Consider the following 14,783-nt stretch of genomic DNA (forward strand, 5'->3'; position numbering starts at 1 on the left):
GGCACCCCCTGCCGCCGTGAGCGCGTCCAGTGCGCAGCGCCGCGCACCGCTTCCGCGTATCCGGCCGCCTTTTCAGACCCCAGGATGCCCCCATGTCGACCACCCGTACCCGCACGGAAACGCCGGCCCCCACCCTCACCGAACTGCTGGCCTTCGCCAGAGCGACCGCCGCGGATCCGGAGGTGCTGGCGCAGCTGCCGCTCGACCCCGAGCAGCGCACCTGGGTCCGCATCGAGGGTCCGCACGGCAGCGAGGCCTGGCTGATCGGCTGGCCGCCCGGGTCGGAGACCGGCTGGCACGACCACGGCGGATCCAGCGGCGCGTTCGTCACCGCCGACGGCGAGCTCAGCGAGCTGTCGCTGGGGCTGCCCATCCCCACCGACGGCTGGCGCAGCCTGGAACTGCAGGAGGGGGTCGACCGGCAGCGCAGCCTGCCCGAGGGCCGGGGCCGCTCCTTCGGCCCGCACCATGTGCACCAGGTGATCAACCCCTCGGACGAGCGGCACGCCGTCTCGGTGCACTGCTACTACCCGCCGCTGCCCAAGCTGCGACGCTATGAGCGCAGCGGCGACGTGCTGCGGCTGAGGCTGGTCGAGATCCCCGAGGAGTGGTGACCGTGGCGGTCGGCATCGACGAACTGCTCGAACGCGAGCGCGAGAAGCTGGACCGGCTGAGCCCCGAGCAGGCCGCCGCGGCGGTGGCCGAGTCCGGGGCGGTGCTGGTGGACATCCGCTACGCGGCGCTCCGGGACCGGGACGGCACCGTGCCCGGTGCGCTGGTGGTGGAGCGCAATGAGCTGGAGTGGCGGCTGGACCCGCTGTGCGACTACCGGCTGCCGGAGGCCACCGGGCACGATCTGCAGGTCATCGTGGTCTGCAACGAGGGTTACGCCTCCAGCCTGGCCGCGCGCTCGCTCCAGGCGCTGGGGCTGAGCCGGGCCACCGACCTGATCGGCGGGTTCCAGGCCTGGGCGGCGGCGGGGCTGCCGGTGACGGCGCCGGACGCGGTGGGCGAGTAGGGGGTTCTGACGGCGGTCGGCTGCGGACCGTAGTGGGCTTGTCGCGCAGTTCCCCGCGCCCCTGATTAGTGCAACTTTCTCGCAGTGGGTCAGTTGCAGCCCCCTTAGGGGCGCGGGGAACTGCGCGACCAGCCATCTACGGCCTGCAGCCGAAGGCCCTACCGGGCGAACTCCGTGGCCCGGCTCTCCCTGATCACGGTGATCCGGATCTGCCCGGGGTAGGTCAGCTCCTCCTCCACCTGCTTGGCCACGTCACGGGCGATGACCTGCGCCTGGAGGTCGTCCACGGCCTCCGGCAGCACCATCACCCTGACCTCGCGCCCGGCCTGCATGGCGAAGACCTTGTGCACGCCCTCGTGCCGGCGGGCGATCTGCTCCAGCCGCTCCAGCCTGCGGGCGTAAAGCTCCAGCGACTCCCGGCGCGCGCCGGGCCGCCCGCCGGAGCAGGCGTCCGCCGCCTGGGTCAGCACCGCCTCGACGGTCTGCGGGTCGACCTCGTTGTGGTGCGCCTCTATCGCATGGACGACCTCGTCGGCCTCGCCGTAGCGGCGGGCCAGCTCGGCGCCGATCAACGCATGGCTGCCCTCCACCTCGTGGGTGACCGCCTTGCCCACGTCGTGGAGCAGCGTGCAGCGCTTCACCAGTGCCGGGTCCACCCGCAGCTCGGCTGCCATCATCCCGGCGATGTGGGCGGACTCGACGAGATGGCCCAGCACGTTCTGCCCGTAGGAGGTGCGGTAGCGGAGCCGGCCCAGCAGCCGCAGCAGTTCCGGGTGCATCTCACCGACACCGATCTCGGCGAGCGCGTCCTCGGCCGCGCGCTCGCACTGCCGCTCCACCGCGGCCAGGCTGCGCTCGTACTCCTCCTCGATCCGCAGCGGCTGGATCCTGCCGTCGGCCACCAGTGCCTCCAGCGTCAGCCGGCCGACCTCCCTGCGCACCGGGTCGAAGCAGGACAGCAGCACCGATGCGGGGGTGTCGTCGATCACCAGGCTGACGCCGGTGACGGACTCGAAGGAGCGGATGTTGCGGCCCTCGCGGCCGATGATCCGGCCCTTCATCTCGTCCCCCGGCAGCCGCACCGTGGTGACCACCGACTCGGCGGTCTGCTGGGCGGCCACCCGTTGGACGGCGGTGGCGACGATCTCCCGGGCCCGGGCCTCGCCCTCGGCTCGCGCCCTGCGCTCGATCTCGCGGACCGTCCGGACCGCCTCCCGCTTGGCCTGTTCCTCGGCCGCGTGCACGATCTCGGCCCTGGCCTGGGCACCGCTCAGACCGGCGACCCGCTCCAGGGCCAGCCGCCGTTCGGCCTCCGCCATGGCCGCCTCGGCCCGCAGCTCCTCACGCTGCCGGGCGAGAACGGCCTGGATCTCGGCCGCGTCGACCGCGCAGTTGTGCAGGCGCCGCTGCTCCTCGTCCAGCCGGCGTTCGCGCTCGGCACTGCGGAGTTCCCGGCGTTCCCACTCGATGCGCAGCCTGGCCGCTTCCTCGCGCTCCTCGCGACTGCGGCGGCGGTGGGTGAAGGCGGCATACAACAGCGCCGCCAGGGCCAGACCGGCCAATACGACAAGCGCGATCTCCATGGGCCCTCCCTCACTGAAGGTGAGGCTACGGGTAGGTTACGAAACGGTCAAGATAGCGATCAGATCTGACCATTCGTCACCAGCCCGTTCACACAACCTCCTTGCCCCGTCCTCCGAGCGTTCACGCCAATGGATCCCCCTCTTCCTGCTCCAGCTCCAACTCCTGCTCCCGGTCCAATGCGGCACGGACGACCCGCAGCGCCAGCCCCTCCGAGTAGCCGCGCCGGGCGAGCATCCCGGCCAGGCGTCGGATCCGGACCTGCCGCTCCAGGCCGCGGGTCGAACGCAGCTTGCGCTCGACCAGCCCCCGCGCCGTGTCCGCCTCGCGTTCCGGATCGAGCTGGGCGACGGCCTCGGCCACCACTCCGTTGTCCACACCCCGACTGCGCAGCTCCATCGCCAGGGCCCGGCGGGCCAGGCCCCGGCCGCGGTGCCGCGACTCCACCCAGGCGCCGGCGAAGGCGCTGTCGTCGATCAGCCCGACCTCCTCGTAGCGGTCGAGCACCTGCTCGGCGATGTCGTCCGGGATCTCCCGCTTGCGCATCGCGTCCGCGAGCTGCTTCCGGGTCTTCGACGATCCGGTGAGCAGCCGCAGGCAGATCGCCTTCGCCTGCGCGACCGGGTCCTTGGGCTCCCCGGGGGCTCCCTCGGGGGCCTGCTCCTCGGGCTGCTCATCGGCCGGCAGGAACGCAGGCAGGGGCTCGGTGTCGGCGGGGAGGAGGTCGAACTCCTCCCCACCGACACCGTTGACCGACCAGTCGAGCGGCCCCCAGGCCTCGCGTTCCGGCGGCACGGTCAGGACTTGGCCGCGGCGGTCACCGGCTCGGCCGGCGTCGCGGGAGCGGCGGCCGGGGCGGCGGGCTCAGGGACCACGGGGGTCGCCGCGGCAGCGGCTGCCTTCTCCGCCCTGGCCTTGCTGGCCCGGGTGGTCACCGACTTCACCACCGGGGTGATCTCCTTCACCGCGGGCTCGGCGGAGCCCTCGACCTTGCGCGGGCCGACGCCCAGCTTCTCCTTGATCTTGTTCTCGATCTCGTCGGCCAGCTCGGGGTTGTCCCGGAGGAAGTTGCGGGCGTTCTCCTTGCCCTGCCCCAGCTGGTCGCCCTCGTAGGTGTACCAGGCACCGGCCTTGCGCACGAAGCCCTGCTCCACACCCATGTCGATCAGGCCGCCCTCGCGGCTGATGCCCTGGCCGTAGATGATGTCGAACTCGGCCTGCTTGAACGGCGAGGCGACCTTGTTCTTGACGACCTTGACCCGGGTGCGGTTGCCGACCGCCTCGGTGCCGTCCTTCAGGGTCTCGATCCGGCGGATGTCCAGCCGCACCGAGGCGTAGAACTTCAGCGCCCGGCCACCGGTGGTGGTCTCCGGGGAGCCGAACATCACGCCGACCTTCTCCCGGAGCTGGTTGATGAAGATCGCGGTGGTCTTGGACTGGCTCAGCGCACCGGTGATCTTGCGCAGCGCCTGGCTCATCAGCCGGGCCTGCAGACCGACGTGCGAGTCGCCCATCTCGCCCTCGATCTCGGCGCGGGGCACCAGCGCCGCCACCGAGTCGATGACGATCAGGTCGACCGCGCCGGAACGGATCAGCATGTCCGTGATCTCCAGCGCCTGCTCACCGGTGTCCGGCTGGGAGACCAGCAGCGCGTCGGTGTCCACGCCGAGCTTCTTGGCGTAGTCGGGGTCGAGCGCGTGCTCGGCGTCGATGAAGGCGACGATGCCGCCGGCCTTCTGGGCGTTGGCCACCGCGTGCAGGGTGAGGGTGGTCTTGCCGGAGGACTCCGGTCCGTACACCTCGACCACCCGGCCGCGCGGCAGGCCGCCGACGCCGAGGGCGATGTCCAGCGCGATCGAGCCGGTCGGGATGACCTCGATCGGGGCCCGCGTCTCGTCGCCGAGGCGCATCACCGAGCCCTTGCCGAACTGCCGTTCAATCTGGGCGAGCGCGGTCTCGAGGGCCCGCTCGCGGTCATTCGCTGCCATGGATTCCGTCCTGGGGGTCTGTGCTGAGCGCTTCATCACCAAAGACGCTAGCGCGCACCACTGACAATCGGCCGCCGTGCGGATCCGACCCTGTGGACAACTCGCCGTTCCCCAGTATAGGGAACATCAGTTCGATTCACCCGCATTACCCTCATCCGACCCATCCTGCCCACCGCGACCACCCTCCTGAGCTGGGCTTTCCCCAACTGCACCGGCGCGCCGCGCACCTCCGCGCGCCCTCCCCGTAGTCGGCACCACCACCTCGTAACGGCGAATGTAGGTGCCGAGGAATCCCTGCAGCGTGGCCGTCACCGGGATCGCGATCAGCGCGCCGACCGCCCCCAGCAGCGCCGCCCCGGCGATGACCGAGCCGAAGGCCACCGCCGGATGGATCTCCACCGTGCGCGCGGTGATCCTCGGTTGCAGCAGGTAGTTCTCGACCTGCTGGTAGACCACCACGAAGATCAGGATCCAGACGGCGTCCATCGGGTCCACGGTCAGCCCGACCAGCATCGGCAGCGCCCCGGCCAGATAGGTGCCGATGGTGGGGATGAACTGCGAGATCACCCCGACCCACACCGCCAGCGCCCCCGCGTACGGGATGCCCAGCAGCTTCAGCATCACGTAGTGGGACAGCGCCGAGACCACGGCCAGCAGCGCCCGCGAGTAGAGGTAGCCGCCGGTCTTCTCGATGCCGATCTCCCAGGCCCGCAGCACCTCGGCCTGCCGGGCCGGCGGCAGCATCGAGCACAGGGCGCGCCGCATCCTGGGGCCGTCGGCGGTGAAGTAGAAGGTGAACAGGGCGATGGTGAAGAGCTGGAACAGCCCGCCCAGCAGCGAGCTGGACACCCCCCAGATGTTGTTGGCGGCCTTCTGGGCGTACTGCTCGATGCTGCCCGCGTTGTTCAGCAGCGTCTGCTGCAGCTTGTCCATCGAGAAGTCGCTGTGGAAGGTGCTGTTGACCCACTCGATCAGCGAGTCCAGCAGGTGCGGCAACTGCGCCGCGACCTGGCCCACCTGGTCGACCAGCAGGGTCACCAGCGCGGCGACGAAGCCCAGCGCCAGCACCACGGTGACCAGGAACACCAGGAAGGTCGCCAGCCCCCGCCGCATCCCGCGGGCCGCCATCCGGTCCACCGCCGGCTCCATGGCCAGCGAGAAGACGAAGGAGACCAGCAGGGTCGACAGGAACCCGGTCAGCTGCAGGAAGGCCCAGCTGGCCAGCTCGAACAGGGCGACCAGCAGCAGGCCGACCACCATCGCCCGGGGCAGCCAGCGCGGCATACCGCGCAGGAGGTGCTCACGGGCTATCGGGTCGGATGCGGACCGCTGGTCCTGGGAGATGTCATCGGTGGCTGCCACCGGGCCAGTCTGTCCCAGAATCCGCCGGGTTCAGCGCAGCGAGGCCGGTACGTCCATGACCGTGCAGACCACCCGCCAGACGTCCTTGGCCTCCCAGCCCGCGTCCAGGGCCTGGTGCACCGTGCGGCCGCCCAGTTCGGTCATCACGTGGTCCCGCGCGAAGCTGTCCGCGTACCCCGCCCCGAAGTGGGCGTCCATCCTCTTCCAGAACTCCGTCAAGCGCATGGCGTCCAGTATCGGACATCGTCCACCGGCCTAGCGGGTCGGCAGTTCGACCAGCCCGTAGCCGTAGTAGGCCGCCCCGGGGCAGCCGCTGCCGCCCACGTTCCCGGACGGGCACTGCACCGGCAGCGCCGCCTGCTCCAGCAGCCGGACCAGTTCGGCGCTGCTGTCCCCGGGGTGCCGGGCCGCCTCCACCGCCGCGGCGGCGCTGACGTGGGCGGCGGCCATGGAGGTGCCGGCCAGGGCGGCGTAGCCGCCGCCGGGCCAGTCGGACACCACGGACTGGTCGGGTCCGCCGTCCGGGTCCCCGCCCGGCGCCGCCAGCTGCACCCGGCCCTCGCCCCAGTTGGAGTAGCCGGCGAGGCTGCCGTCGGCGTCCACCGCGGTCACGTCCACCACTCCGGGCAGGCCGCCGGGGAGGCGGATGCACTCGGCGCCGAGGTGGCGGTCGGGCTGCGGGGCGCCGTCGGCCCGGTCGTTCGGGCTGCGGTCGTCGGTGCGGGGGGCGCCCAGGTCCTGGGCGTCGTTGCCGGCCGAGGCGACCACCACGGCGCCGCGGCGCTGGGCGTAGGCCACCGCCCGGCCGACGGCGGCGGTGATGGCGGCCTGGTCCGGGTCCTCGGGGCAGTTGTACTTCCACGGGTCGGAGAAGTAGCTGTCGTTGATCACCCGGGCGCCGTGGTCGGCCGCCCAGAGGAAGCCGCAGACCATGTTCTCGCCGTAGTACTGCCCGGCCGGGCCCAGCAGCCGCACGGCGGCGATCCGCACGCCCGGGGCCACCCCGGCCACGCCGTCGCCGGGCCGGTCGGCGGCGATGATGCCGCTGACGTGGGTGCCGTGGCCGCTCTCCCCCACCTGGGGGTCGGGCCGCCAGGCGCCGGGGGCGCTGTCGGGGCTGCCGGTGGCGCAGGACGCCGAGGCGCTGGGGTCGACGGCCTGGCGCAGGTCCGGATGGGTGTCGTCGACCCCGGAGTCGAGCACCGCGACCACGGTGCCGCGCAGCGCCGCCGCCGACGGGAGCGGGCCGCCCGCCATCATCCGCTGGTTCCACTGCGGCTGGCCGTGCGGGTCTGGCGCGGGCGGGGTGTCGTCCTGGTGCACGGCGTCTTGATGTAGCGAGTCTTGATGTAGCGAGTCTTGATGCAGCGAGTCCTGGGCGGACGGGCCCGGCCCGGAGGCGCCGGTGGCGACCGATCCGGAGGATCCGGACGATCCGGCGCCCGAATCCGCGAACGGAGCGGTCCGGCTCGCACCGGCGACCAGCACGCCGGGCTCCCGGCGCACCCGCGCCGCGAAGTCGGCGTCGCCGGCGTACGCCAGCACCGTACCGATCTGGGGGTACTCGGCGACCACCCGGCCACCGCCGTCGCGCACGGCACGCTCCAGCGCGGGCAGCGCGCCGGGGCCGCTCTGACGGCCCACCACCAGGTAGCTGAGCGAGAGCCTGGTGCCGGCCGAGTCGTAGGGGACCGCGCCGCCGAGCAGCACCCCGGCCAGCGCCAGGACGGCGGCGCAGCGGGCGAGCCCGGCGGTGCGACCCGCGCCGCGGCCCGCTCCCCATTCCTCGCTCACTGCACGCACGCGGCCTCCAGATCGAGAAAGCCCTGGTCGTCACGGTGGGACCAGGGATATTCATACGATATGAGTGGATATCCGATCGCGCTCGCCCTGTTCGGCCGCCCGGCCGCAGCCCGGCCCCCGCCACCGCCTCGCCCTCTTCGGCGCCGCGCTGTCGGTGCCGCAGTGTGAGTGCCGCAGTGTCAGTGCCGCGGTGCAGGATGGTGTGCATGGCCGGAACCGACCTCCCCCGCCCCGCCGGCGCCAGCCCCGACGGGGCGTCCGACCCGCTGGCCGGCTTCGGCGCGCCCGCGCGCGAGTGGTTCCGCGGCGCCTTCACCGCGCCGACCGCCGCCCAGGCCGGGGCCTGGCGCGCCATCGGCGAGGGCTCCGACGTGCTGGTGGTGGCCCCGACCGGCTCCGGCAAGACCCTCGCGGCGTTCCTCTCCGCCCTGGACCGGCTCTCGCTCACCCCGCCGCCTGCCGAGAACCGCAAGCGCTGCCGGGTGCTCTACGTGTCACCGCTCAAGGCGCTGGCCGTCGACGTCCAGCGCAACCTCCGCGCCCCGCTGGCGGGCCTGCGCCAGGCCGCCCAGCGGCTGGGCCTGCCCGAGCCGGAGATCGAGGTCGGCATCCGCTCGGGCGACACCCCGGCGGCCGAGCGGCGGCGCTTCGCCACCCACCCCCCGGACATCCTGATCACCACCCCTGAGTCGCTCTTCCTGATCCTCACCTCGGCCGCCCGGGAGGCGCTGCGCGGTGTCGAGACGGTGATCCTGGACGAGGTCCACGCCGTCGCCGGGACCAAGCGCGGCGCGCACCTGGCGCTCACCCTGGAGCGCCTGGACCAGCTGCTGCCCGCCCCGGCCCGGCGGATCGGCCTGTCCGCCACGGTGCGCCCGGTCGACGAGGTGGCCCGCTTCCTCAGCCCGCAGCGCAGGGTGACGATCGTTCAGCCGCCCTCCGAGAAGCGTTTCGACCTCTCCGTGGTCGTCCCGGTCGAGGATCTGGGCGAGCTCTCCGGCGGCAGACCGGACGCCGAACAGCCCGAGAAGAACGCCTCCATCTGGCCCCATGTCGAGGAGCGGATCACCGACCTGGTCCAGGAGCACCGCTCCACCATCGTCTTCGCCAACTCCCGCCGGCTCGCCGAACGCCTCTGCGGGCGGCTCAACGAGATCGCCTTCGAGCGGACCACCGGAGACTCGCTGGCCGACGTGCACGCCCCGGCGCAGTTGATGGCGCAGTCCGGGGTGAACAAGGCCGCTCCCCCGGTGCTGGCCAGGGCGCACCACGGCTCCGTCTCCAAGGAGCAGCGAGCCGACGTCGAGGAGCAGCTGAAGTCCGGCCGGCTCCCGGCCGTGGTCGCCACCTCCAGCCTGGAGCTGGGCATCGACATGGGCGCGGTCGACCTGGTGGTCCAGGTCGAGTCGCCGCCCTCGGTCGCCTCCGGACTGCAGCGGGTCGGCCGGGCCGGGCACCAGGTCGGCGCGGTCTCGACCGGGGTGGTCTTCCCCAAGTACCGGGGCGACCTGGTGCAGGCCGCCGTGGTGGTGGAGCGGATGCGCAGCGGCGCCATCGAGTCGCTGCGGATCCCGCGCAACCCGCTGGACGTGCTGGCCCAGCAGATCGTCGCGATCACCGCGATGGACGGCTGGGATGTGGACGAGCTGCTGGGCCTGGTCCGCCGGGCCGCCCCGTTCGCCGCGCTGCCCCAGTCCGCCTTCGAGGCCGTGCTGGACATGCTGGCGGGGCGCTACCCCTCCGACGCCTTCGCCGAGCTGCGCCCCCGGATCGTCTGGGACCGCGTCGCCGGGACCGTCACCGGACGGCCCGGCGCCCAGCGGCTGGCGGTCACCTCCGGCGGCACCATCCCCGACCGCGGCCTGTTCGCGGTCTTCCTGGCCGGACAGGACCCCAAGAAGGGCGGTGGCCGGGTCGGGGAACTGGACGAGGAGATGGTCTACGAGTCCCGGGTCGGCGACGTCTTCACCCTGGGCACCTCCTCCTGGCGGATCGAGGACATCACCCACGACCGGGTGCTGGTCTCGCCCGCCCCCGGCGTCCCCGGCAAGCTGCCGTTCTGGCACGGCGACTCGCTGGGCCGCCCGCTGGAGCTGGGCCGGGCGCTGGGCGCCTTCCTGCGCGAGCTCGGCGGGCTGGACCCCGAGGCCGCCACCGCCAGACTGCACGGCGCCGGCCTGGACGACTGGGCGGCGTCCAACCTGCTCTCCTACCTGGCCGAGCAGCGCCAGGCCACCGGACACCTGCCCGACGACCGCACGATCGTGGTGGAACGCTTCCGGGACGAGCTGGGCGACTGGCGGATCGTGGTCCACTCCCCCTTCGGCGCCCAGGTGCACGCCCCCTGGGCACTGGCGCTGGGCGCCAGGCTGGCCGAGAAGCACGGCCTGGACGCCCAGGTCATGCACGCCGACGACGGCATCGTGCTGCGGTTGCCGGACGCCGACCTGATGGACTTCCCCGATCCCGACGCACCCCTGGCCCCGGTCGGGACGGCCGCCGACGAGGCCCCGATCGGCGCCGAGGCGACCGTCTTCGACCCGGGCCAGATCGAACAGACCGTCACCGACCAGGTCGGCGGCTCGGCCCTGTTCGCCTCCCGCTTCCGCGAGTGCGCGGCCCGCGCCCTGCTGCTGCCCCGGCGCAGCCCCGGCCGCCGCACCCCGCTCTGGCAGCAGCGCCAGCGCTCGGCCCAACTGCTGCAGGTGGCCAGCGAGTTCGGCTCCTTCCCGATCGTCCTGGAGGCGGTCCGCGAGTGCCTGCAGGACGTCTTCGACGTGCCCGGGCTGGTCGAGCTGATGGGCGACATCGAGTCGCGCCGGGTCAGGATGGTCGAGGTCACCACCCCGGAGCCGTCGCCGTTCGCCCGCTCACTGCTGTTCGGCTACGTCGCCCAGTTCCTCTACGAGGGCGACTCCCCGCTCGCCGAGCGCCGCGCCGCCGCGCTGGCCCTGGACTCCCGACTGCTCGCCGAGCTGCTGGGCCAGGCCGAGCTGCGGGAACTGCTCGACCCGGCGGTGCTGGCCGAGCTGGAGTCCGAGCTGCAGCGGCTCACCCCGGAGCGGCGGATCAAGGACGCCGAGGGCCTGGCCGACGCGCTGCGGCTGCTGGGGCCGCTCTCCGCCGCCGAGCTCGCCGACCGCGGCTGCGCCGCCGACTGGCCGGCAGAGCTCGAAGCCGCCCGCCGGATCATCACCGTCAGGATCGCCGGGGAGCAGCGCTGGGCCGCGATCGAGGACGCCGGACGGCTCCGCGACGCCCTGGGCACGCCGCTGCCCGTCGGCGTCCCCGAGGCCTTCACCGAGCCGGTCAAGGACCCCCTCGGGGACCTGCTGGCCCGGCACGCCCGCACCCACGGTCCTTTCACCGTCCATGACGCCGCCGCCCGCTTCGGGCTGGGACCGGCGGTCGTCCAGGGCACCCTGCAGCGGCTGGCCGCGCACGGCCGGATGGTCCAGGGCGAGTTCCGCCCGGGCGGCTCCGGTGCGGAGTGGTGCGACGCCGAGGTGCTGCGGCGGCTGCGGCGGCGCTCGCTGGCCGCGCTCCGGCACGAGGTCGAACCGGTGCCACCGCGCGCCCTGGCCGCCTTCCTGCCGCAGTGGCAGCACCTGGGCGCGCACCGGCTGCGCGGCGTCGACGGCCTGCTGCGGGCGGTCGAGCAGTTGCAGGGCACGCCGGTGCCGGCCTCGGCGCTGGAGCGGATGGTGCTGCCGTCCCGGGTCGCCGACTACAGCCCGGCGCTGCTGGACGAGCTCACCGCCGCCGGCGAGGTGCTCTGGTGCGGCGCCGGCGCGCTCCCCGGCAAGGACGGCTGGATCACCCTCGCCCCGGCCGACACCGCGCCGCTGCTGCTCCCCGCCGCGCTGCCGCTGGAGCAGACACCGCTGCACCGCGCCCTGCTGGCGGCGCTGGCTCCGGGCTACGGCCTGTTCTTCCGGCAGATCGCCGACCAGGTCCAGCAGCAGGGCCTGACGGCCACCCCGGTGGAGCTGGCCACCGCGCTCTGGGACCTGGCCTGGGCCGGGTACCTCAGCAATGACACGCTGGCACCGCTGCGCGCGCTACTGGGCTCGGGGCGCACGGCCGGCGCCACCGCCCACCGCACCCCCCGCGCGGCTCCGCGCCCCCGCTACGGCAGCGCGCGCCCCGCCGCCCGCAGCGCCTCCCTGCCGACCACGGCCGGACGCTGGTCGCTGCTGCCGGTACCGCTCGCCGATCCGACCCAGCGCACCCACGCCCTGGCCCAGACGCTGCTGGACCGCCACGGGGTGGTCACCCGCGGCGCGGTCCAGGCCGAGCGCGCACCGGGGGGTTTCGCCGGGGTGTACCGGGTGCTGACCGCCTTCGAGGAGAACGGCCGGACCAGGCGCGGCTACGTCGTCGAGGGCCTGGGCGCGGCCCAGTTCGCCACCGACGGCGCCATCGACCGGCTGCGCGCCGTCGCGGCCAGGCTCTCCGGGAACGGCGGCCCCGACGACGGCGCGGCCGGCGCGGTGGTCCTCGCCGCCGCCGACCCGGCCAATGCCTACGGGGCCGCCCTGCCCTGGCCGGAGGCCCCCACCGGGCAGTCCCCCGGTCACAAACCGGGACGCAAGGCCGGCGCCCTGGTGGTGCTGCTGGACGGCGAGCTGACCGTCTACCTGGAGCGCGGCGGCAAGTCCATGCTCACCTGGGCACCGGACGAGAGCACCCTGCGGCTGGCCGCCGACGCGCTCACCCGCGCCCTGCACGCCGGCGCGCTGCCGACGCTCACCATCGAACGCATCAACGGCGAGGACGCGCTCACCTCCGTGCTGAGCGCCCCCCTGGAAGCCGCCGGATTCCACCCCACCCCGCGCGGCCTCCGACTCCGGGCCTAGCCGGGGCCCGGCTCCGCCTCGGCCGCATCCACCGCCGTCGCCTCCGCACCCGCCGCCTGCCCCGGGCGCACGGGGCGCCGACGGATCGGACGGGGGCGGAAGCGGGCGCTGTGCACCGGCAGCAGGCTCAGCGTCCAGCCCCCGGCGAACATCAGCCCGACGCCGCTGCGGGCGCTGAACACCCCGCCGAGCAGGGCGCCCCAGCAGGCCAGGGTGAGCAGCGCGGTCAGCCCCCACACCAGCGGGCTCCGGCGCGGGAGTCCACCGGCTATCGAGGGCCGTCTCATTCAGCACCGCCTTGGAGAGCCCGCCGAGAAGCGGCGGGGCAGAAATTCCATCCTAGTCAGATACCGACAAATCGGGCAGATCGCAGAAGAGTGATGGCAGTGTGACGCAGCGCACAGAACGGCGCGCGACCAAAACAGTGCGCCGGTGACTCCGGATGGGAGTCACCGGCGCATCAGTGCCGGGGGTCGTCAGGCTGCGACGACATCCATTGCGCTGGACTTGGGAACCAGCGACGGCATTCGATCGGGCGCACCGGCGGGTACCGGCACCGGCTCGACCAGGACCGGTCGCACCGGCTCGCCGGCGGCCAGCTCGGCGAGCGAGAGCTCGTCGCTCACCTCACGCATGACCTCGGACATACGCACGTCCAAGGCGTCGCAGATGGCGGAGAGCAGCTCGGAGGAGGCCTCCTTCTGACCGCGTTCCACCTCGGACAGGTAGCCGAGCGAAACCCGGGCGGCGGCAGAGACCTCGCGCAGGGTGCGGCCCTGGCGCTGGCGCTGCCGACGCAGCACGTCACCCAACAGACGACGGAGCAGGATCATCGGTGGCTCCCTCCTTGGACCGCGGCTCGAGACGTCACTGCCCCACCGTACCGCTTGGCCCGCGTCGCGTGCGGGGAGCCCGGTCGTGTTCACTCTGAGCTGTATCCATGGCCCCTCCCCTGCTGTTCGCGGTATGGACGTCCGCCGTTTTCGGTCCGTCACTTGTTCCTATTCCCGGTGGGACCACCCTCGCTAACCCTCCGGAGCATCGCTGTTGCCGGATCGCAGTGCCTCGCCCAGCAGCCCGAGCGCGGCCTCCACGGTTCTGCGTCGGATTGTGGCACGCCCCTGTGACAACACGAGTGAAGAGCCGAATACTCCCCCCGGCCCCGCGACCGCTAGGTGTACGGTCCCCACCGGGTGCCCGTCCTGGGGGTCGGGACCGGCGACCCCGGTGGTGGCGACCCCGTAGTCCGCCGCCATCAGCCGCCGTACGCCCTCGGCCATCTGCACCGCCACGGTGGGGTCCACAGCACCCTTCGCGGCGAGCAGGTCCGGGTCCACCCCGAGCACCGAGCCCTTGAGCTCGGTGGCGTAGGCGGTGACCGAGCCCCGGAAGGCCCGGGAGGCCCCGGGGACCGCGACCAGCTCGGCCGCCAGCAGACCGCCGGTGAGCGATTCGGCCACGGCCACCGTCGCCCCGGCCGCCACCAGCGCCGCCAGTACCTCCTCGGCCCCGTCGCTCACGAGGCGGCCGCCCGCTCCCGGGCCAGCCCGGCCCGGCGCAGCACCACGGCCTGGCGGACGTAGTCGACGCCGGTGGCCACAGTCAGGATCACCGCGAGCCCCATCAGCCAGGCCCGGGCGCTCGCCAGCGGCCCGGTCAGCACCAGCACGTACATGCCCACGGCGATGCCCTGGGTGAGGGTCTTCAGCTTGCCGCCGCGACTGGCCGGGATCACCCCGTGCCGGATCACCCAGAACCGCATCAGGGTGATCCCGATCTCGCGGAACAGGATGACGATCGTCACCCACCAGGGCAGATCGCCCAGCGCGGACAGCGCGACCAGCGCCGTACCCATGATCGCCTTGTCCGCGATCGGGTCCGCGATCTTGCCGAAGTCGCTGACCAGGCCCATCCGCCTGGCCAGCTCACCGTCGAAGAGGTCGGTGATCATGGCGATGGCGAAGGACGCCCAGGCCACCGATCGCCATTTGGGGTCGTGGCCGCCGCCGGCCAGCAGCAGCGCGGCGAAGACCGGGACGATCAGCAGCCGCAGCATGGTCAGCATGTTGGGGATGTTCCACAGGCCGGGCCGGTCCTCGGAGTCGTCCAGGACCTCCACGTCCACCTGCGCAGCCTTCTCGGTGCCGTCACCAGCCGTAGCGCGGCCTCTGA

Annotated in this window: 13 protein-coding genes; 3 read left to right on the forward strand and 10 right to left on the reverse strand. The window is 73.1% G+C overall.

From position 1 onward, the window contains the following. The first annotated feature begins 92 nt into the window (after positions 1-92). Both IF29_RS0125230 and IF29_RS0125235 read left to right on the forward strand, forming a co-directional pair. Complete coding sequence (locus IF29_RS0125230) at positions 93-614, forward strand: cupin domain-containing protein (protein ID WP_030259193.1); 522 nt, start codon at positions 93-95, stop codon at positions 612-614. 2 nt (positions 615-616) lie between these two features. Beyond that, entirely contained in the window at positions 617-1,018 is a 402-nt protein-coding gene (locus IF29_RS0125235) for a rhodanese-like domain-containing protein (protein WP_380524531.1), read from the forward strand. Between the two features lie 158 nt (positions 1,019-1,176). Here IF29_RS0125235 and rny read toward each other — a convergent pair whose 3' ends face one another. From rny to IF29_RS0125265, 6 genes are all read right to left on the reverse strand, one after another. Then, positions 1,177-2,601 carry a ribonuclease Y gene (rny, locus tag IF29_RS0125240; protein ID WP_030259198.1) on the reverse strand — a complete coding sequence of 475 codons (1,425 nt, stop codon included), beginning with the start codon at positions 2,599-2,601 and terminating at the stop codon, positions 1,177-1,179. Between the two features lie 121 nt (positions 2,602-2,722). Next, a complete protein-coding gene (gene recX, locus IF29_RS0125245) occupies positions 2,723-3,394 on the reverse strand; it encodes a recombination regulator RecX (RefSeq protein WP_380524528.1) in 672 nt (223 codons plus the stop codon). A gap of 2 nt (positions 3,395-3,396) precedes the next feature. Further along, on the reverse strand, positions 3,397-4,587 hold the full coding sequence (gene recA, locus IF29_RS0125250) for a recombinase RecA (RefSeq protein ID WP_030259202.1): 1,191 nt from the start codon (positions 4,585-4,587) through the stop codon (positions 3,397-3,399). A gap of 126 nt (positions 4,588-4,713) precedes the next feature. Further along, positions 4,714-5,949, reverse strand: a complete 1,236-nt coding sequence (locus IF29_RS0125255; protein ID WP_063757594.1) for an AI-2E family transporter — start codon at positions 5,947-5,949, stop codon at positions 4,714-4,716. A gap of 30 nt (positions 5,950-5,979) precedes the next feature. After that, entirely contained in the window at positions 5,980-6,174 is a 195-nt protein-coding gene (locus IF29_RS0125260) for a DUF3046 domain-containing protein (protein WP_030259206.1), read from the reverse strand. A 30-nt stretch (positions 6,175-6,204) separates the two neighbouring features. After that, positions 6,205-7,752: a S8 family peptidase gene (locus IF29_RS0125265; RefSeq protein ID WP_084714898.1), complete on the reverse strand. Its 1,548-nt coding sequence runs from the start codon at positions 7,750-7,752 to the stop codon at positions 6,205-6,207. Between the two features lie 206 nt (positions 7,753-7,958). Here IF29_RS0125265 and IF29_RS0125270 point away from each other — a divergent pair, with 206 nt between their 5' ends. Then, on the forward strand, positions 7,959-12,611 hold the full coding sequence (locus tag IF29_RS0125270; RefSeq protein WP_084714900.1) for an ATP-dependent helicase: 4,653 nt from the start codon (positions 7,959-7,961) through the stop codon (positions 12,609-12,611). On the opposite strand, the gene IF29_RS0125275 is transcribed toward IF29_RS0125270, so the two are convergent. The 4 genes from IF29_RS0125275 to pgsA form a co-directional block, all read right to left on the reverse strand. Further along, positions 12,608-12,898, reverse strand: a complete 291-nt coding sequence (locus tag IF29_RS0125275; RefSeq protein WP_157623917.1) for a hypothetical protein — start codon at positions 12,896-12,898, stop codon at positions 12,608-12,610. The two genes, IF29_RS0125270 and IF29_RS0125275, sit on opposite strands and share 4 nt — an antisense overlap. Positions 12,899-13,087: 189 nt before the next feature. Then, positions 13,088-13,444: a helix-turn-helix domain-containing protein gene (locus IF29_RS0125280; RefSeq protein WP_030259216.1), complete on the reverse strand. Its 357-nt coding sequence runs from the start codon at positions 13,442-13,444 to the stop codon at positions 13,088-13,090. A 192-nt stretch (positions 13,445-13,636) separates the two neighbouring features. Beyond that, the gene (locus IF29_RS0125285) at positions 13,637-14,131 is read right to left on the reverse strand and encodes a CinA family protein (protein WP_030259218.1); all 495 of its coding nucleotides are present in this window, start codon (positions 14,129-14,131) and stop codon (positions 13,637-13,639) included. Beyond that, positions 14,128-14,736: a CDP-diacylglycerol--glycerol-3-phosphate 3-phosphatidyltransferase gene (gene pgsA / locus IF29_RS0125290; protein WP_051725936.1), complete on the reverse strand. Its 609-nt coding sequence runs from the start codon at positions 14,734-14,736 to the stop codon at positions 14,128-14,130. Before pgsA ends, IF29_RS0125285 begins: the two co-directional genes overlap by 4 nt. Between the last annotated feature and the right edge of the window lie 47 nt (positions 14,737-14,783).

It is taken from the genome of Streptacidiphilus jeojiense, assembly GCF_000719095.1.
Taxonomy (GTDB): Bacteria; Actinomycetota; Actinomycetes; order Streptomycetales; family Streptomycetaceae; genus Streptacidiphilus; species Streptacidiphilus jeojiensis.

Bases quoted from the DNA above. Each gene is read 5' to 3' on its own strand.
- IF29_RS0125275 (WP_157623917.1), bottom strand. From the start codon at position 12,898: ATGAGACGGCCCTCGATAGCCGGTGGACTCCCGCGCCGGAGCCCGCTG.
- IF29_RS0125260 (WP_030259206.1), bottom strand. From the start codon at position 6,174: ATGCGCTTGACGGAGTTCTGGAAGAGGATGGACGCCCACTTCGGGGCG.
- IF29_RS0125230 (WP_030259193.1), top strand. From the start codon at position 93: ATGTCGACCACCCGTACCCGCACGGAAACGCCGGCCCCCACCCTCACC.
- recA (WP_030259202.1), bottom strand. From the start codon at position 4,587: ATGGCAGCGAATGACCGCGAGCGGGCCCTCGAGACCGCGCTCGCCCAG.
- rny (WP_030259198.1), bottom strand. From the start codon at position 2,601: ATGGAGATCGCGCTTGTCGTATTGGCCGGTCTGGCCCTGGCGGCGCTG.
- IF29_RS0125280 (WP_030259216.1), bottom strand. From the start codon at position 13,444: ATGATCCTGCTCCGTCGTCTGTTGGGTGACGTGCTGCGTCGGCAGCGC.
- IF29_RS0125270 (WP_084714900.1), top strand. From the start codon at position 7,959: ATGGCCGGAACCGACCTCCCCCGCCCCGCCGGCGCCAGCCCCGACGGG.